At 41.7% G+C, this 18,226-nt stretch carries 19 protein-coding genes; 4 read left to right on the top strand and 15 right to left on the bottom strand.

Annotation, left to right across the window (positions count from 1 at the left end; translation table 11 throughout):
* Window positions 1–30: 30 nt before the first annotated feature.
* The 9 genes from JZO70_RS11145 to JZO70_RS11105 all read right to left on the bottom strand — a co-directional run bounded on the left by JZO70_RS11145 (window position 31) and on the right by JZO70_RS11105 (window position 7,065).
* Window positions 31–714, bottom strand: coding sequence for a winged helix-turn-helix domain-containing protein (locus JZO70_RS11145; RefSeq protein ID WP_207673648.1), 684 nt, complete (start codon window positions 712–714; stop codon window positions 31–33).
* 241 nt (window positions 715–955) lie between these two features.
* Window positions 956–1,567, bottom strand: a complete 612-nt coding sequence (locus JZO70_RS11140) for a hypothetical protein (protein ID WP_207673647.1) — start codon at window positions 1,565–1,567, stop codon at window positions 956–958.
* A 104-nt stretch (window positions 1,568–1,671) separates the two neighbouring features.
* Window positions 1,672–2,616: an oxygen-dependent tRNA uridine(34) hydroxylase TrhO gene (gene trhO / locus JZO70_RS11135; RefSeq protein WP_207673646.1), complete on the bottom strand. Its 945-nt coding sequence runs from the start codon at window positions 2,614–2,616 to the stop codon at window positions 1,672–1,674.
* Window positions 2,617–2,790: 174 nt separating this feature from the next.
* Window positions 2,791–3,264: a type II toxin-antitoxin system HicB family antitoxin gene (locus JZO70_RS11130; protein WP_207673645.1), complete on the bottom strand. Its 474-nt coding sequence runs from the start codon at window positions 3,262–3,264 to the stop codon at window positions 2,791–2,793.
* Window positions 3,257–3,475 carry a type II toxin-antitoxin system HicA family toxin gene (locus JZO70_RS22750; RefSeq protein WP_207673644.1) on the bottom strand — a complete coding sequence of 73 codons (219 nt, stop codon included), beginning with the start codon at window positions 3,473–3,475 and terminating at the stop codon, window positions 3,257–3,259. The genes JZO70_RS11130 and JZO70_RS22750 overlap by 8 nt, the downstream gene beginning before the upstream one ends.
* Before the next feature lie 167 nt (window positions 3,476–3,642).
* Complete coding sequence (locus tag JZO70_RS11120) at window positions 3,643–4,758, bottom strand: DUF3089 domain-containing protein (protein ID WP_207673643.1); 1,116 nt, start codon at window positions 4,756–4,758, stop codon at window positions 3,643–3,645.
* Between the two features lie 87 nt (window positions 4,759–4,845).
* Complete coding sequence (rsmA, locus tag JZO70_RS11115) at window positions 4,846–5,733, bottom strand: 16S rRNA (adenine(1518)-N(6)/adenine(1519)-N(6))-dimethyltransferase RsmA (protein ID WP_207673642.1); 888 nt, start codon at window positions 5,731–5,733, stop codon at window positions 4,846–4,848.
* Window positions 5,730–6,296 carry a ribonuclease M5 gene (gene rnmV, locus JZO70_RS11110; RefSeq protein WP_207673641.1) on the bottom strand — a complete coding sequence of 189 codons (567 nt, stop codon included), beginning with the start codon at window positions 6,294–6,296 and terminating at the stop codon, window positions 5,730–5,732. Before rnmV ends, rsmA begins: the two co-directional genes overlap by 4 nt.
* Complete coding sequence (locus JZO70_RS11105; protein WP_207673640.1) at window positions 6,289–7,065, bottom strand: TatD family hydrolase; 777 nt, start codon at window positions 7,063–7,065, stop codon at window positions 6,289–6,291. The genes rnmV and JZO70_RS11105 overlap by 8 nt, the downstream gene beginning before the upstream one ends.
* 218 nt (window positions 7,066–7,283) lie before the next feature.
* Here JZO70_RS11105 and JZO70_RS11100 point away from each other — a divergent pair, with 218 nt between their 5' ends.
* Entirely contained in the window at window positions 7,284–7,898 is a 615-nt protein-coding gene (locus JZO70_RS11100) for a hypothetical protein (RefSeq protein WP_207673639.1), read from the top strand.
* A 41-nt stretch (window positions 7,899–7,939) separates the two neighbouring features.
* Here the strand turns inward: JZO70_RS11100 and JZO70_RS11095 are convergent, their stop codons facing one another.
* The gene (locus JZO70_RS11095) at window positions 7,940–9,316 is read right to left on the bottom strand and encodes an MATE family efflux transporter (protein WP_207673638.1); all 1,377 of its coding nucleotides are present in this window, start codon (window positions 9,314–9,316) and stop codon (window positions 7,940–7,942) included.
* Window positions 9,317–9,320: 4 nt separating this feature from the next.
* Window positions 9,321–9,746 (bottom strand): MarR family winged helix-turn-helix transcriptional regulator, encoded by a 426-nt coding sequence (locus JZO70_RS11090; RefSeq protein WP_207673637.1) that lies wholly within the window; start codon window positions 9,744–9,746, stop codon window positions 9,321–9,323.
* Window positions 9,747–9,956: 210 nt separating this feature from the next.
* Here JZO70_RS11090 and JZO70_RS11085 point away from each other — a divergent pair, with 210 nt between their 5' ends.
* Window positions 9,957–10,244: a hypothetical protein gene (locus JZO70_RS11085; protein ID WP_207673636.1), complete on the top strand. Its 288-nt coding sequence runs from the start codon at window positions 9,957–9,959 to the stop codon at window positions 10,242–10,244.
* 262 nt (window positions 10,245–10,506) lie between these two features.
* Complete coding sequence (locus JZO70_RS11080) at window positions 10,507–11,028, top strand: putative immunity protein (RefSeq protein ID WP_207673635.1); 522 nt, start codon at window positions 10,507–10,509, stop codon at window positions 11,026–11,028.
* Between the two features lie 47 nt (window positions 11,029–11,075).
* On the opposite strand, the gene JZO70_RS11075 is transcribed toward JZO70_RS11080, so the two are convergent.
* Both JZO70_RS11075 and JZO70_RS11070 read right to left on the bottom strand, forming a co-directional pair.
* Window positions 11,076–12,506, bottom strand: coding sequence for a 6-phospho-beta-glucosidase (locus tag JZO70_RS11075; protein WP_207673634.1), 1,431 nt, complete (start codon window positions 12,504–12,506; stop codon window positions 11,076–11,078).
* A gap of 21 nt (window positions 12,507–12,527) precedes the next feature.
* A complete protein-coding gene (locus JZO70_RS11070; RefSeq protein WP_207673633.1) occupies window positions 12,528–13,913 on the bottom strand; it encodes a 6-phospho-beta-glucosidase in 1,386 nt (461 codons plus the stop codon).
* Window positions 13,914–14,140: 227 nt separating this feature from the next.
* Here JZO70_RS11070 and JZO70_RS11065 point away from each other — a divergent pair, with 227 nt between their 5' ends.
* Window positions 14,141–15,058, top strand: coding sequence for an SIS domain-containing protein (locus JZO70_RS11065; protein ID WP_207673632.1), 918 nt, complete (start codon window positions 14,141–14,143; stop codon window positions 15,056–15,058).
* A 48-nt stretch (window positions 15,059–15,106) separates the two neighbouring features.
* Here JZO70_RS11065 and JZO70_RS11060 read toward each other — a convergent pair whose 3' ends face one another.
* Both JZO70_RS11060 and licT read right to left on the bottom strand, forming a co-directional pair.
* A complete protein-coding gene (locus tag JZO70_RS11060) occupies window positions 15,107–17,011 on the bottom strand; it encodes a beta-glucoside-specific PTS transporter subunit IIABC (protein WP_207673631.1) in 1,905 nt (634 codons plus the stop codon).
* 25 nt (window positions 17,012–17,036) lie between these two features.
* A complete protein-coding gene (gene licT / locus JZO70_RS11055; protein ID WP_207673630.1) occupies window positions 17,037–17,879 on the bottom strand; it encodes a BglG family transcription antiterminator LicT in 843 nt (280 codons plus the stop codon).
* Between the last annotated feature and the right edge of the window lie 347 nt (window positions 17,880–18,226).

Here is an 18,226-nt window from a genome sequence, read left to right as displayed (position 1 = left end):
GACTTATGTCACAGCCTCTTCTGTGTTTGCTTATTGTTTTAAGATGTAACCTTTGCGCCAAACGGTTTGAATAATTTCGCCTTCGATGTCGTTGGCTTCAAATTTCACCCGCATGTTTTTGATTAAGGAAGACAACTGAACCATTCTTGATTGGGTAATTTCACCCCACAGCAATTCACACAGCTCTTCTCGGCCAACTGTTTGACCACGTTCTTGTTTCAGCTTCTGGAAAACCTTGAACTCACTAGCTGAGAAGGACGCCAGTACATTTTCCATTTGTTTGCTGTTGATTTTCGAAAATTGACCTTGCGTAAATTGCTGGAATGACGAGTTGTCCAAGGCAATATTGTAAAATGGCGAAGCAATTAGTTCGCGAATTTCTTCTGCCGAAGCGTCCGAGAACATCCAGTCAGTAATTTGATCCTGACCTAACAACACTTTTTCTTCTTCGACAAACGAACGATTCGCTTTACGGAAAATCAACCGTCCTTCTTTAACGATATGAGGCAGAATTTCTTGAACTTCCCGACATGAGATTGTTTCGCTTAGGATCACTACTGAGAAATAATCGGCTAAGCCAGCACTGTCGTCAGATACGATTAACGACTGAAGGGTACTTGAAGATGAGAAAACTTCGAAGTTTAATCGTTGAAGCTGTTGAAGTAATTCTTGTTCGGACAACACGTTTTTGGTGAGTAATAGTATTCTGATCATTGGTCTTCCCTCTTTTTATGTATTAATTTTCTAAAATTTAACTTTCTATTACTATACAATAAAATAATATTATAGTCTTGCTTTTTTAGAAAATTCTTTTTCTTTCAATACTTGTTATTTAAGAAGGGGAAACCGCGCCAATACTAGGCTCAGTTGTTCTTTTTCCATTTTTTTTACAAAACTGAAAATAATTTGTCAAAAAAATTACTGAAAAAAAGAAAAATCGCAGTAGCAACTGCGATTAAGCGACCATTTTTTTCAGTTCTTTTTCCTGTTTAATTGCTTTATCAAAAATTGGTAAATTGAAATGTTTATAAAGCGTGCCGGCCACAAAGTAGGCAATGTTGTAATCCACTAGGCTGTGAATCACTCCGCCGATCCCCATCAAAATAAACACGGTGTAAATATAACCTTGCGAATAATACGTATCCGGCATATTTCCCATAAAGTAGAACACGCTGACTACGATCATTTCCGCAGCTGAATGAATTAAGCCGATAATTAGGTTAAAGACTTGAAATTTTCCATTCGACAAAGTAAACTGACCGTTTTTAAAGACGATTTCGGGATGCTTTTGCAGGTAACGAGCGCCGATTACCGCAAACAAAATGTGAGAAAACGCCCGCAATGCGATGATTGGTGATGTTGAGATGAAAAAGCCAAAGGCGGTTCCGAGAACTACCGCTACTGCCATTCCTGGTGAAAAAAACATGGCGATAAATACTGGGACGTGACTGGCCAACGTAAAGGATGCCGGTGGAATCACTACCTTGGGCATTACCATAGGAATCAAAACCCCTAACCCGATTAGTAAAGCTGAAATCGTTAAATGTTTTACAGAATTATTTTTCATAATTGCCTCCTGAGGTGTCTTGACATATATAGCTGAGTTCAAGTTTAGTTGAAGTCGACAGATGTGTCAAGACATATCAAAAAGAAGCATGGCGATCCATGCTTCTAGCGGTAGGCGATTTGAGCTAAACGGTCTTCTTTTTCTGCTTCGGAAATATCGTGTGCTTCGGCATAACGATTGTGTTCGTGAGCCGCGCATTCATAAGAGCAAGCGCCTAAATAGCGTGCTTCATTTTCTTCTGAGACTAAAATCTGACGGTTGCATTCTGGATTGCTGCAATTGATATAGCGTTCGCAAGGTGTTCCGTCGAACCACTCTTTGCCGACAACCTGTTTATCCACTTGGTTGATTTCGACTGCGATCCGTTCGTCAAAGATGTACATTTTGCCATCCCACAGCTCCCCTTTGGTTGCTGGGTCCTTGCCGTAGTTGGCGATTCCACCATGTAATTGAGCTACATCGTCAAAGCCTTCTCGCAGCATCCAGCCGGAAAATTTTTCACAACGGATCCCGCCGGTACAATAGGTAACGACTTTTTTGTCCATAAATTTTTCTTTGTTAGCGCGAATCCATTCAGGCAGCTCACGAAACGCACGAATATCGGGACGAACAGCGCCGCGAAAATGTCCCAAGTCATATTCGTAATCGTTTCGAGCATCAATTACGACAGTATTTTCATCTAATAGCGCTTCCTTGAATTCTTTTGGTTCCAAATAGTTCCCCGTTACTTCTTTCGGATCGATGTCGTCTTCTAAATTCAAAGAAACCAACTCTTTACGAGGTCGGACAAACATCTTCTTAAAGGCATGATCTTCACTTTCGTCTATCTTGAAAAAAGTATCCTTAAAGCGTTCATCTTGATGCATGTATTTCATATAGCGATCAGTTGCTTCATTGGTGCCGGATAACGTTCCATTGATGCCTTCTTCAGCCACCAGAATCCGCCCTTTCAAATCCAGCTCGCGACAAAAAGCCAAATGCTCCTTCGCAAACTGCTCCGGATCGGCAATTGGTGTGTATAGATAATATAATAAAACACGGTAATTCATGATAATTCCCCCACTTTCTTCTCCCACTATACGGAAAGTTCAGGAAATTGACGACTGCTTTGCTTGTTCGGTTATGTACAAATAGAACTACCGGGGTACGAAAAAGATCTTAGCGAGACGCTAAGATCTTCATTTATTTTACTCTTGATCATTTTCTTTTAGCTGACTTACCAACTAACGTTTGGTTTTAAAGTTCTTTATACTTAACTCATACAAAGTCTCACTAATTTTATCTAATTCACGATTAGTCTCTTTTAGGTAGCCACCTTGGCTGCCTATCGCTGTTGCAGAGAGTCCTTTTTCCAAAAGACTGATTATACTTTGATTCAAAGACATGCCATCATCTTCCGCATAGTCCGCAACTCTTCGATGCAGATCTTTTCCAATTCTCACAGTTAGTCTGCCACTATAACTATGATTTTCTTTGAATGGCAAGGGAATATCTCTGCCTTCAGCTAAACGAGCATCCACCCAAATTTCTTTTGCTTCCAATAATTCATCATAGACCTCTTGATAAGAGTCTCCGTAAACTTTCAAGCCGGGCATTTCTTTAATCTCGGCTGAAAAAATATCCTGTTCCTCATCTTCATCATAAAATTTCTTGATTACGACAGGGTATTCTAAAGTTAAATACTCTTCTTTAGTCATCAATTTCTTTCACCTCATCTATGAACCTGACACAATCTCTTATATAAACAGCTTTTATTGGTTTCTTTGAAGGGATTGTCAGAGTCCTTTCAATTTTTGGGTGACTAACTGCAAAATGACTTCCACCCGACCTCTCAAAAACAGTACATCCAAATCTTCTAAGAATAGTTATTAGTTTTTCTTTCGAAACATTCTTAGGGTTATTCCTCATTTTCTCTAACTCTTTTTCCGCTCTTGTCAGATTATATCACCACGCACCATATATAGTGTCATTATATGTTTAGTATCCCATAAATAAAATTCGGATTCAAGCACCCTCTGATCTTTCCAACAAATAAAAACTGACCCGCGCGTAATTCGCCGGATCAGTTAGCTTGCTTATTGAATTGATTCTACATTTTCTGCTACGGGTTGTTCCGCTTCCGGAGTTGGTGCTGGATGAGCGGCTAAATATTGCGCCACTCGGTTTTCCGCATTTTGCTGCAGGTTGTAGTAATAGAAGCTGATATCGTTATTGTGGAAAGACCCTTCTGGGAAAATTTTGCGGGCACTTTCCGGCATTCCGTAACGAGCGACATCGGCAGTGGAACAAATAACTAAGCCGCGCGCGGTGTCAACGCGGGCATCTGCCACTCCCATTGCTCTTTCATAGTTCCCTTCCTCATTACGCACATAGGAGCCTAGGTTAGCCTCCACTGGTGCTGGTGTCTCATCTCGCGTCCAAGTGATCGGGTTAATTGCCAAAGCACCAGGAGCCGTAGTAGACAGCTCTCCTTCAAAGGTTGGCGAAACTGTGTTATAAGAAATAATTACGCCAGTATCATCGGGACCTTCCGCAAACTTAGTTTGAGGATTGGCATCTAGTTCAGCTTGAGTTACTGATTGACCTAACACATAAGCCGCTACCATTCGCTCATTTACCTCAGGATTCTTTTTCAAATAGTCAAACAAAATTTCTTTCACCATTGAAGCCCCTTGAGAATGTCCAACTAAAATAAATGGTCGACCATTGTTATAATTTTCGATGTAATAATGGAAGGCCGCTAGTACATCAGCTTTCGGTACACCGTTAGCATATTCAGCCTGCTTTTCCGCTGATTGACTCAGCAGCCAATTAGCATCCAACTGACGATAATATGGCGCAAAGACGTTGCCGCTGCTTTCAAAGGCTGAGCCTTGGTTGGCCAGGAAGACTTGCGCACCTGCTTGCATACTCAAATTATCAATCTTCGATACTGGAGATTGATTGCCCTGTTTTTGATAAGCGGTCGGATATAAAATAAATACGTCCGCCAGTTCAGTTGGATCGGTGGTTTTCGCCAACCAATTGTCCACATCATGATAATCAGATGGTTCAATCGTATCCCCGGTTTTAGCCGGTGTTTCTACCGCCGCTGACTGTTTGGTTTCAGTTTTTTTATCGTTTTGATTACAAGCAGAAAGCAAACCTAACGCCAGTAATCCGATCATGGAGCCGTAAATCAATTTTTTCATAGGAATCCTCCTTGCAGCTTAGTATAAATAAATTCCGAGGAATAAAGCAGAGCCGCGGGTTCTTTTTAACAAAAAATACGAAAAGAATTACTCTTCTCGTATCGTTTTATTGGCTTCTAATGCATTGGATAAATCAGCATATTCCGCTAATGACAAGGTCTCGCCTCGGCGTTTTGCATCAATGCCAGCTTGTTCTAAACTTTTCTCCAACCAGGCGCGGGTTTCTTCATCCTTGCCATAGCTGTGCAGCAAGTTGTTCCAAAGAGTCTTCCGACGCAAAGCAAAACCGGCTTTAGTTAAACGGAAAAATTCTTTTTCGTTGGTAACCGTCACTGCTGGTTTTTCCCGACGGACCAGACGCAAAATTGCTGAATCCACATTTGGTTGCGGAATAAAGACGGTTTTAGGCACAATAAAAGCCGTAGTTGCTTCCATATAATATTGCACAGCAATGGTTAGTGAGCCGTAAGCCTTGGTTCCCGGCTGAGCTGACACACGATCCGCCACTTCCCGCTGCATCATTACTACCATTTCATCGACTTCCAGCGCTGAGTCCAGCAAGTGCATCATGATTGGTGTCGTAATGTAGTAAGGTAAGTTTGCCACGACTTTAATCGGACCTGCTTGGTCGAAATAATCAGCTTCTTTGACTAAGTCCGCTTTCAAAATGTCCTCGTGTACCACTTTGATGTTGTCATAAGGGCTCAGTGTATCTTCCAACACAGGAATTAGACGATCATCGATTTCAAAGGCTAACACTTGATGCGCGGCTCTAGCCAGGTGCTCAGTTAAAGCACCAATCCCAGGACCAACCTCGATGACATTGGTTTGGGCATCAATACCGGCAGTTTCGACAATTTTTTGTAAAATATTTGGTTCAGTCAGGAAATTCTGACCTAGGCTTTTCTTAAAGGAAAAACCGTGTTTTTTCAAAATCTCTTTGGTTCTTGAAGGTGTTGCTATATCTTTATTCACAGTGTCTCCTCGACTTTCTTCATGGCCGCGTGCAATTCTTCTTCGGTGATACGAAACATCGCTAGACGCTTTTCCAGCTGTTTGGCATTCATATAGCCAATCCGCAGTTCTTCACCTAAACGTTCCCGTTTTTCACGGGCTTGAGCTCCCGCTATTAAACCATATTCCATCAAGGTTTGTCTAGGTATCATCGTACTTTTTGTTTGTTGCGGCGTAACCACCTGCCGCAGCGCTTCAATAATTGCCTCGTCACTGGCATGTTCGACTCCAAGACTGGCTCCGCGTTTTGCCGGGGTGGCCATGCGCCGAGACAAGAAAGCATGCTTAGCTTCGGGAATCTCTGCCATAATGGTTTTGCGGATCTTCTCCCCGGAAAAATCTGGATCAGTAAACACGATTACCCCACGAGTATCTTGGGCATGTTCGATTTGCTCCAAAATATCTTCGTTAATTGCTGAGCCTCTAGTTTCAATCGTGTCCACATCGCCAAAGACTTCCTTTAAACGCTTGGTATCGTCTTTACCTTCAACCACAATAATTTCTTCAATACTATGCTCAGTCATGGGCCGCAATCCTAAATAAACGATGAGCATTTTCAGTCGTATGTTGGGCAATTTCTTCCAATGGCAACTCCCGCAACTCAGCAATTTTTTCCGCCACATAGCGAGTGTAACCTGGTTCATTGCGTTTGCCGCGATAAGGCATCGGTGCCAAATAAGGCGCATCAGTTTCCACTAATATTTTATCCAAAGGCACAACTTTGGCAGCTGCCTGAACATCTGGTGCATTCTTAAAGGTCACCACACCAGAGAAAGACACGTGCATGCCTAAGTCCAAGAAACGCTTCGCCCATTCGTCATCACCGCTGAAGCTGTGCATGATACCGCCGATTTCACGAATGTCCTCTTCCTTCAGAACTTTATAGGTATCTTCAATCGCATCGCGGGTATGGATGCTGATAGGCAGGTTCATTTCTTTGGCAATCGCGATTTGGCGGCGAAAGACTTTATCCTGCACGTCTTTAGGATCTTCCATCCAGTGATAATCCAAACCGATTTCACCTAAGGCCACGACTTTTGGCAAGGTCAATTGCTGCAACAGTTTTTCTTCTACTGCTTTGGTGTAACTGCCGGCTTCAGTTGGGTGCCAGCCGATAATCGAATGGATGCCTTCATAGGTTTGGCTCAACTCCAGGCTTTTTTCAATCGTAGGTGTGTCAAAGCCCACGACCGCCATTTCGGTAACTCCTAGTTCTTTCGCACGTTCCACCGTTTCTGGGATTTCATCTTTAAATTGTTCTGCATTCAAATGGGTATGTGAATCAAAAAGCATTATTTATCGCTCCTTATTTCTTCAAATTCAGTTTCTTCACGCTTTCCATTCTACTACAATCTTAGCCGAAATGCAGAGTTCGCCTTTTTCTAAACTGACTCTTAAACTTATTAGGTAGAAACTTACATCTTTAGTCGGATGTAAGTCGGGTCAAAACTTTCTATAATAACTTAATGTCGGCAGCAAACCGACATACTTTAACTAGATGGAGGGATTCGATGAATAGTTTTCAACAAGAATATCCCAATACAGCAAAAGCTCTCAAACAAAAATTTCCCGAAAAAGCGCCCTTATCCAGCATTTGGCACTGGGTAGTCTTAGTACTTTTCAGTTTTCTAACCGTCACCACCATCCAAAATCAGCTGTGGACAATTGGCGGATTAATTCTTTTGACCGCCTTAGTAAAAGGACCAGGTTTACTGATTTGGGGGATTATTTATTCCTTTTTAGTCAGTTTGTTTCCACCATTAGGGATCGTTTTGTCCGCTATTTTCTTTTTGCTGAACATTCGATTGCTGACTCGCAGCTGGCGCGTCAATCTGATTACCACCCTGTTTTATTTTTACCCGTTAGGAATCAGTATCCTGCAGCACTTCACTAACTGGACAGCTACTTGGCAATCCGCTTTACTGCTGTTACCGGGTTTGATTGTTCTGCACTTTGGCTTGACCAAAGTTTATGCTTATCATCCTAACGCTCGCCAAGTGGCTTGGACTATTTTAGCCACTCCTTTTGAGCTGATGTCCTTGCTGCTGCCAAAACGCTTCAAGAACCGTTTCAAAGGACCGGATTACCGGAAAAAACCAACCATCCATAAAACCAGCCGATTTTAGGCGAAAAAATAGCCGTAGGCAGAGTGCCCGCGGCTATTTTCTTATTCAAAATCTAATCGTTCCTGTGCATGCATCTCTCTCTTTAGTTTCTTAGCTGCTCCGATGTAAAGGGTGCCTGTCAATAAAACTGACACTGCATCGGAAAATGGTGCGGAATATAAGATACCTTCCAAGCCCCAAATATTAGAGAACACGAAAATCGCTGGCAGCAACAATAAAAATTGCCGAGTCAAGGTCAAAATAATCGCAATTGTCGTCTTACCAGTCGCCTGGAAGTAGTTAGAGGCAACAATTTGAAAGCCAATCACTGGCAAACAAGTGAACCAAGCCTGTAAGGCGAATGAGCTAAAAGCCATCAACTCTGGATCGCGGTTAAACATAGATACCAACAATCCTGGTGCCACACGAGTGACAATCCAACCAACCACAACGATGGTGGTCGCTGCCATAATGGCGATTTTCTGCGCCTGCCATACCCGATTGAATTTCTTCGCTCCATGATTGAAGCTGATGATCGGCTGCGTTCCCTGCACCAATCCCGTAATCGGCATCAACAAAATCGTTTGAATACTGTTAACAATCCCCATACCAGAAACTGCGATGTCGCCACCGTAAGCGGTCAAATTCACATTCAACACAACATTTAACAAGCTATTAGCCAATTGAATGAAAAACGAAGGCAAGCCCAGCGCAGTTAGACGGCTAGCCGTGCGCCATTTTAGACGCATGTTTTTCAGGTGAATCTTGTGCCGGCTGCGTTTGCCTTTAAAATAAGCTAGAATCCAAACCATGGAGATAAACTGTGAAAGAATGGTCGCCCAAGCCGCACCAGCCATTCCCATATTGAAGACATAAATAAAGACTGGGTCCAAAACGATATTCACGCCGGCTCCCATGAACATAGTGATCATGGCTAGTTTCGGCTGACCATCTGCCCGCATGAAGTTGTTCATGCCCAGGCTGACAATTTGAAAAATCGCACCAAAGAAAATAACCCGCATGTATTCCATTGAGTAAGGCAAGACTGTTTCACTGGCACCGAATAGCGTCAGTACGCGGGTTAAGAATAATTGGCCCAATATCATAAAGGCTAATCCGCTGACAATCAATAAAGTAAAGGCATTCCCCAAAGCTTCTTCCGCTTCCTTAGGCTTCCCTTCCCCTAGTTTGATAGAAAACAGCGTTGCACCGCCGACACCAAACAATAGTCCGATCGCGATCAGAATAATCATAATCGGAAACCCGATTGTAATCCCAGCCAATCCATTTTGGCCTAAACCAGGTGCATTGCCGATATAAATCCGGTCTACTACGTTGTACAAGGCATTAATCACCATGCCGATAATTGCGGGAATTGAAAATTGAATAATTAATTTTGAAACCTTCTCGATTCCTAATGGATTTTTACTTTCTTCCATTGCTTCACCCCTCATATTTTTCTGCTTTTTCAACGATATCTAACAAACTATTGTAAATAAATTCCTGTTGCTCCTGATCAAAATCCTCTAATAAAAACCGATTCCAGTCCTGCAGCTTTTCCATAATCGTAGGCTTGATTGCTGCACCCTTTTCCGTAATTGAAACGAGGTTATACCGCTTATCAGCAGCATCCTTCTTCTTCGTCACATACTCTTTTTTCATCAATGACTGCAGTGTCCGGGTGATTGATGCCTTATCCAATTGCAGATAATGGGCAATCTCGTCTTGGGTAACCGGACTCTTCTTATATAGATACATTAAAACTGCCTGTTCGCTGGCTGTCAGATCATAAACCACCAGCGCTTCATTTAAGTAGGCCTGATTTTTACGATACAAAATAGAAATTAATCGACCTAAGCTTTGTGCCATACATTTCGCCTCCCTATTCATACTAAGAAGAATTAGTTGCGTTGTCAACTAATTTTTTTAATTGCTCTACTTGATTAGTTTTAGGTTGAGCCAATTTATGAGGATTTTCTTATTCAAATAAGCATTAATTTTGTCGTGATTTTGCCGATTTGTTACGATAAACCTGAAGATAAGCCAATTTGTAATTATTATCGAAAGGAAGTGAAACCAATGACTGCAACTCGAGCACCCTTTCTCAAGACCATTATGCCTTATAAGGAACCCGAGGAATTGAGCTTTTACTGTGCTTCAACGATGGTCAGCACCCACCGGGTTACCTCCTATCAAAAAACAAATGGTTCATTATTTTACATAGCTGAATATTTATATGGTACACCAGCTACTATGTGGTGCGAGCAAGACATGATCATTGCCTGTGCCTACTTGAATACAAAAAATCTCGAAATGTACTTCCAATTACCAGATAATCGTTTCGAGAAAATCGTTTATAAACGGTAGCTTTCAGCATTGTAAGGTTGCTTGCCTATTTTGTAAGTGGTTTCTCCTTTATCGGCTTGGTATGATAAATACAACAAGAAGGACAAAGGAGATGGATGAAAATGGATCAAGTATTAGTAGCAGCAGCAGCGGTGAGTGCGATGTTAATCGTCAGCATCATTCGTAAAAGAAGAACCCAAAATAAATAATCCACTTAAGGCTGGCCTTGCCAGCCTTTTTTGGTATAATAGCCTGTAAAAAACGATTAACATTGGAGGCAGGCATGGATCAAACTTACTCGTGGAACACCCATGAACAACTAACGGAAAAGCAATTGCCAACTGCTCCCAAAATAAAAATACTGGATGATCCTCAGCTGCGCATCCAGCTGGAAGCTACTTTAGAACTGCTTCCCCATGCCTTATTAGCTGAATGGACTATACACCAAGCGCTGCCCTACTTGCGTTACCTGGATGTACCCTTGCAAAAAGATCCGCGAATTAATAAAGCAATCGAAACTTTAAATCGGCGAATCAAAGGTGAGTGCTCGGCTCACGAACTCCGGCAAGCCGGGTTTGCGGCAAATCAATTAGCCCAGGAATCTTCTTCAGAACTTAGTAAATACGCGGGCAGAGTCTTTGCTCAAGCCATCGCCACCGGCCACATGCGGGGACACGCCTTAGTTTCGGCAGATTACGGAATTAAAGTGATCAACCGGCTTTTTCCTAAGGATTCATTACAGGTTAGACAACAGCGAGAAATGCAGCTGGCTAGTGCCCGGCATTTTTTAACTCGAAAAAAATAGACTGAGTACGGCAACGGGGGCTGCCATACTCGGTCTATTGGTGCTGCCTAGTTGGTTAAATCTTCGCCATTAGTTTCAATGACTTTTTTGTACCAATCAAATGATTTTTTCTTGCTGCGTTTTAACGTTCCGTTGCCTTCGTTGTCACGATCGACATAGATGAAGCCGTAGCGTTTTTTCATTTCACCAGTTCCCGCAGATACTAAATCAATACAGCCCCAAGTTGTGTAGCCTAATAGGTCCACACCATCTTCGTCCACTGCATCACGCATCGCTTCAATATGTGCTGCTAGATATTCAATGCGGTAATCATCTTCCACATAACCATTTTCATCCGGGTTGTCCACAGCACCTAAGCCGTTTTCTACTACGAATAATGGTTTTTGGTAGCGGTCATACAGGTCGTTCATCGTAATCCGCAATCCAAGTGGGTCAATTTGCCAGCCCCATTCGCTTGCTTCCAAGTAAGGGTTCTTCACTGAAGCAAAGATGTTGCCTTCAGTTTGTTCCAACAATTCTGGGTCCGTTGTTGATACACGAGAAGAATAGTAAGAAAACGAAATGAAGTCAACAGTGTGAGCCTTCAATAATTCTTTGTCTCCTTCTTCCATCTTGATCTCGATGCCTTTACGTTCCATTTCTTTTAATGCATAGGCTGGGTATTCGCCGCGAGATTGTACATCGATAAAGAAGTAGTTTTCACGGTCATCTGAACGAGATGCCCAAACATCTTCAGGTTTTGATGAATATGGATAATAAGCACCCGCTGCCAGCATACACCCAACTTGGTTTTCTGGATCAACTTCATGGGCAATTTTCGTTGCAACTGCTGAAGCTAACAATTCATGGTGAGCGGCTTGATATTTGATTTGTTCCACATCGTCGCCTTCTTCAAAGTACAACCCAGCGCCCATAAATGGTGCGTGCAGGATCATATTGATTTCGTTGAAGGTCAACCAGTATTTAACTAAGCCTTTGTAACGAGTGAAAATCGCTTTACATAAGTTTTCGTAGAAGCCGACTAATTCACGGCTGCGCCATGCACCATATTTTTCAACTAAATGCATTGGGCAATCAAAGTGAGTAATCGTTACTAATGGCTCGATGCCATGTTTTTTGCACTCTTTGAACATATCTTCGTAGAATTTCAGACCTTCTTCGTTTGGCTCAGTTTCGTCGCCTTTCGGGAAGATCCGGCTCCAAGCAATCGATAGACGGTAGGTTTTAAAACCCATTTCCGCAAACAAAGCAATATCTTCTTTGTAGTGGGTATACATATCAATCGCTTCTTTAGCAGGATAGAAATGGTCCTCGTCAAAATCGAACATTTTCTGTTGTCCGCTGATTACTGGAAAACGATCCTTGCCGATTGGCACAACGTCTACGTTAGCTAAACCGCGTCCACCTTTATCATAGCCGCCTTCACATTGATTGGCCGCTGTTGCGCCGCCCCATAAAAAGTCTTTTCTAAATCCCATGTTTTATCTACTCGCTTTCTTTTATACTTCTCGTAATGATTTTGCTACTTCGTCTTGCACTTCAACGCCTTCTTTTTCTAAGCGTTCGATGGTTTCTTTGAAGTTTGGTAAATGTTTTTTGTGAGCAATAAATAATTCATCCATGATTCGTTTCGCTGTTTTACCAGAACGAACCATTGGGTTAATGGTAAATGCTTGTAATGCTGTATTGTAATCACCAGTTACGGCTGCTTCCAGCGTTAACAATTCCATGGCCTTCATCACTTGCAACCAGCCGCGTTCAGCAGTTGGTAATGAACCAAAGGCCACATTGCGGGCACCTTGTCCACCGATATAAGCTGATACTTCCACAACGCAATCCGCTGGCAGGTCAGGAACCGCACCATTGTTTTTAGTTGAGACAACCAATTGCGTATTTTTGTTGGAATAAATTGAAGCTATGGTTTCGCAGGCTGCATCTGAGTAATACGCGCCGCCTCGTTGTTGCAACTGTTCTGGTTTGTAATCCAACTCAGGATTTTTGTACAATTCGAACAGTTCGGCTTCGGTTTGTTTGACTTGCTGTGCCCGCGTACCGGTTGGGCTGTTGTATTCTTCTAAGGCATGCTCCAGCATTTCTTCTTCTAAATAGTAGTAACGGTGGTAGCCGCAAGGAATCATCTTCATTTGTTCCAACAATTCCCGTTGGAAAGGAATGTCGTGAATGTTCTTCGGTAGGCCGGTTTCACCTTCGTACATTTTATCGACGATATCCATTGTTACGTCTTTGCCGTGGTTATCAGTAACTTTATGCCAGTGGAAGTGGTTTAAGCCGGCAAATTTGTAAATCAATTCTTCCGGTTTTCTGCCTAACAATTCAGGTTCCACCATCGTTGCCATTACTGGTACGTTACATAAGCCGATGACTTTGTCCCATTTACCATAACGAACAACTGCCTCGGTCACCATGCCGCTTGGGTTCGCAAAGTTGACCAGCCAAGCATCGGGACATAGACGTTTCATGTCTTCAACGATTTCCAAGATAATCGGAACAGTTCGGAAGGCTTTAAACATACCGCCGGCACCGTTGGTTTCTTGTCCCAACATGCCATAATAAGCTGGAATCCGTTCATCTTTGATCCGAGCTTCTAATAAACCAACCCGGAATTGAGTAGTAACGAAATCCGCATCCTTCAACGCTTCTTCACGGTCTAGAGTCATGTGGATTTTCACATCATATGGGGAAGCATCCCACATCCGCTGCGCCATCGCACCGACAATCTCTAATTTCTCTTTACCCGCTTCAATATCGACTAACCAGATTTCGCGAATTGGTAATTCGTCGTAACGTTTGATGAAACCTTCCATTAATTCTGGGGTATAGCTGCTGCCTCCACCGATTGTCGCAATTTTCACACCTTGGGTCATTGAATTCTCTCCTTTGTTTTTATTTACAATATCATTATCAGATATGTAAACACCAACTACAATAGAAAACGCTTCGATTGCATGCTCGTTTACAAATGTTCACGGATAACCCCTTCGTTTTGTAAATATCGTTTATAAATCCAGCGTATTTTAGGAATAAAGCTATCCAAATCACCTGTCTTCATTTACAATCAATTTAACGATATTGTAAAAACGAGGTGAAACCTGTGTTAATCAGCGAAAAAATGAAGCAAACCGACTTTTCAGCGGCTGAATCTGCTCTAGTCAACTATATCTTAGAAAAAGGTACCGCCATTGAAGAGCAAACGATCAAAGAAATTGCCCAGGCAACCTTTGTCCATCCATCCACTTTAATCCGTGTTTCTAAAAAATTAGGCTTCGCCGGATGGGTGGAGCTGAAGACGGCTTTTTTAGAAGAACAGACCTATCTGCAAACCTACTTTGATACCGTAGATGCCAATCTACCCTTTTCTGCAACTGATGGTTTAATGACGATTGCCAATAAAGTTGCCACGCTTGAGCGAACCACCATTGATGATACATTAAGCTTGTTGAATCACGACAATCTTCAAAAGGCCAAACAGTTATTGCTGCAGGCCAATCAAATCAAGATTTTCGGCAGCAATGCTAATACCTTGATCGCCCAGGATTTTGCCTTAAAAATGCGCCGCATCAAAAAGAATGTGATCATCTCTCAAACTATGGGAGAAAATGCCTATGAAGCTTACAATTGTCATCCCAAAGATTGCTGCATACTGATTTCTTATACTGGCGAAAACGAAATGATTATCCAAACAGCCGAAATTTTGCAAAAGCAGCAAATTCCCATCATCGGACTAACCAGTATTGGTGAAAATTCACTGGCTGCTGCTAGTGATGCCGCTTTACGCCTGACAACTCGCGAACGCCTGTATTCCAAGATTGGCAACTATACGATTAATACATCCATCTGTTACTTATTGGATGTTTTGTACAGCTGCTGTTTTGCTGAGGAATACTCTTTGAACCTTAACCATTTGATCAAAATCGGCGAACATGTGGATACTCGAAAATCCAGCTCTTCCATTATGGAGGAATCCTCAGAGGCTCGCGTCCACTTTACTGAGTCTTTTCGCCCGAATTAAAAGGAGGGGGCTCCCCCTCCTTTTAATTTCTGCTTTCCGACAACTTACTTATACCAAGACTGTCAGCAGATCATCGTCGCTGCAAACTTCTTTTTTATCTGAGTCAATGATATCCAAGTAATCTGCTGAGTTGGTAACAATGACCGGTGTTTCCACACTGTAGCCGGCAGCTTCAATTGCTTCTTTGTCAAAGCTGACTAATTTTTGTCCTTTTTTCACTTTATCGCCTTGTTCTACATGGGCAGTGAAATGTTTGCCGTCTAATTGCACAGTATCTAAACCGATATGGATCAATAATTCTAAGCCATTTTCTGATACTAAACCAATCGCATGTTTTGTTGGGAACAAGGTCATGACTGTTCCATCAAATGGTGCAACAACTTCGCCTTTAGTTGGATGAATCAAGACACCTTTTCCTAAAATCCCTTCCGCAAATGCTTGATCTTTCGCAGTAGACAAAGGCATCATTTGACCTTCAACTGGTGATTGGATTGTTTCTTTACGAACGCTTAAGCCTTCTGCTTTTTCAGGTGTTTCTTCTACAACAGTTTCATCTTTCCAGAAAAGCATAGTTACTACAAAGCTGAAGACCATTGCGATCCCTACAGCAACAAACTGGCCGATCATATTACTAATATCATTAGTTTCCGTATTGATGTGGTTAACAAAGCCGAAGACACCTAATCCGCCCATAACATAGCTTTTCGCACCGAATAATGCTGTAACTAATCCACCGATAGCAGCACCGATCATTGAGATAACGAATGGTTTCTTTTTAGGCAAAGTCAAACCGTAAATCGCTGGTTCGGTTACCCCGAAGAAGCCGGAGATAACTGCTGGGATACATAGTTCTTTAAGTTTTTTGTCTTTTAGTTTGAAGTACATTGCCATAACAACCGCTGTTTGGGCAAAGCTGGCAGTAAATGAAGCCGCTAAAATGGTATCTGAGCCTAATGTTTGAATATTGATCATCGCTAGTGGAATCAAGCTCCAATGCAATCCGAAGATAACCAACGGCTGCCAGAAGAAACCTACCACGACACTCATTACGATTGGAGAGAAATCATACAAGGCAGTAAATCCAGCGCCCAGGATATTTGTCGCAAAGGTAATGATTGGGCCGATAATCAAGAAACCAACAAACATTGAAATAACGATAGTAAAGAATGGTACCAAGAAGGTTTGAACGATTTCTGGAATAATCTTCTTCGCAAATTTTTGAACATATTTCGCAAACCAGACCACCAAGATAACCGGAACTACACTACTTGTGTAGTTATTGGCAATAATTGGTAAACCAAATACTTGGATAAATACAGGACTCTCAATGATTGTACCTTGGAACAAAGTCATCAAAGGATCGCCTGCACCAACTGCGGCTGCTTGGATTGTTGGATAAACTAGCGCTGCACCAATGGCAATACCAGTAAATTCACTAACTTTAAATTTACGAGCAGCAGTCAAACCAATTAAGATTGGCATGAAGTAGAAAATACTATCGCCAACTGCAGTAAAGAACAAGTCTGTCCCTGAAGCTGCTTCATATAATCCTAAGTAAAGGAATAATGCATTGAAACCCTTCAGCATACCGCAGGCACATAACGCTCCCAAGAACGGTTGGAAACATCCACTGATTACGTCGATTAATTTATTGAAGACATTAGTAGAGCCTTCATCTTCTTCAGAGCTGCTGCTATTACCGCTGATACCGGCAACATCTAATACATCTTCATATACATGAGGAACATGGTTGCCGATAACTACTTGGTATTGACCGCCACTTTTCATAACAGTTACAACGCCATCCATATTTTTCAATACATCGTCGTTGGCTTTGCTTTCATCCTTCAATTTAAATCGTAAACGTGTAATACAATGGGTCAAGCTATTGATATTGTCTTTCCCGCCGACATTTGCGACGATTTTTTCTGCTAAATCATGGTATTTTCCCATGGGGTAATTCCTCCCTTTAATGTTGTTATGATTCGACTTTTTGGACAAGTCGTGCAATATGGATCGTTAAGTATAATTTTTCATCGTTAGACATTGGATACTGATATTTCTTTTGAATAAATTCAGCGATTTTCTCTACACATTGGTAGGCATTTTTATATTTCTTTTGAATGATCAGCAGCAATTCATCGTCGGTCTCATCGCTTAATTGATTGTGGCTCATAATCCGAGAGGCAAAGAATCGCAAATGGGTAGTAAAACGGTAGAAATAGACCGAGTCTTCTTCAAACTGAACCTTAAAATAATAGCTGGTAATCTGGATAATCTCTTGCATCAGTTCGGTTAGTTCGTAGACATCTTCGTTATCAGCTTCGGTCTGAGCATTTACCAGGTGCAATGCAATATTGCCCGCCTCGTCTTCGCCTAGATCAACCCGATATTTTTTATAAATATTAGCAACCGCTTTCTTACCAATGGCAAACTCTTCCGGGAAGAAACGCTTAATATCCCATAAAAGTAAATTGCGGACACGAACGCCTGATTTTACTCGTTGAATCGCTGAATACAAGTGATCGGTAATTGAAATATACAGTAAATCGCTTAAGGGATCCTTTAGTACTTCTTTTGCATCTTCGATAATGTCATTGGCCAATTCTAAGTAGCTTACCGGAACGTCTTCCAATAATTCTTGCAGTTTTTGAGATAGCTCATTGTTTGCTAAGCGATATTTCTTATCAATGTTTTCCTCTGAAATCTCATCTCCTACTTTTTTTTGAAAGGCTAGACCCCGGCCCATTACCACGATTTCGTTATTTTTTGAATCGGTGGCAATTACAACGTTGTTATTCAAGATCTTCTGGATCTGCATGTAAAGCTTCCCCCGTTCTACGCTGTACGTTGCAGAGAAATTTAGTAACACTTAATTTTTCTCTCATTAAAATGATAGATTGTTTAGTAATTATTGTCAATCAAGTTCTGATCACTCGTGTTCTTTTTCACCTCCAAAAGAGCAACAAAAAAACCCGACGAGCGCACGACAAAAAAACTTGTCTTACGTCATCAGGTTTAGCTTGTATTTAAACAATCACTATCCATCACTGGTCTATTTAATTCTCATTTATCTTAGCAAATATAGAAAACGCTGTCAACAACTTTTTTTCAAAAATCTACAATTAATGACTAAAAAAAGACTTGAAACCATTAAATATGGCTCCA

The sequence above is a fragment of the Candidatus Enterococcus moelleringii genome, assembly GCF_017377575.1.
Classification (GTDB): domain Bacteria; phylum Bacillota; class Bacilli; order Lactobacillales; family Enterococcaceae; genus Enterococcus_A; species Enterococcus_A moelleringii.
The sequence above is the reverse complement of the archived record's forward strand: the minus strand, read 5'-3'. Positions and strand labels throughout refer to the sequence as shown.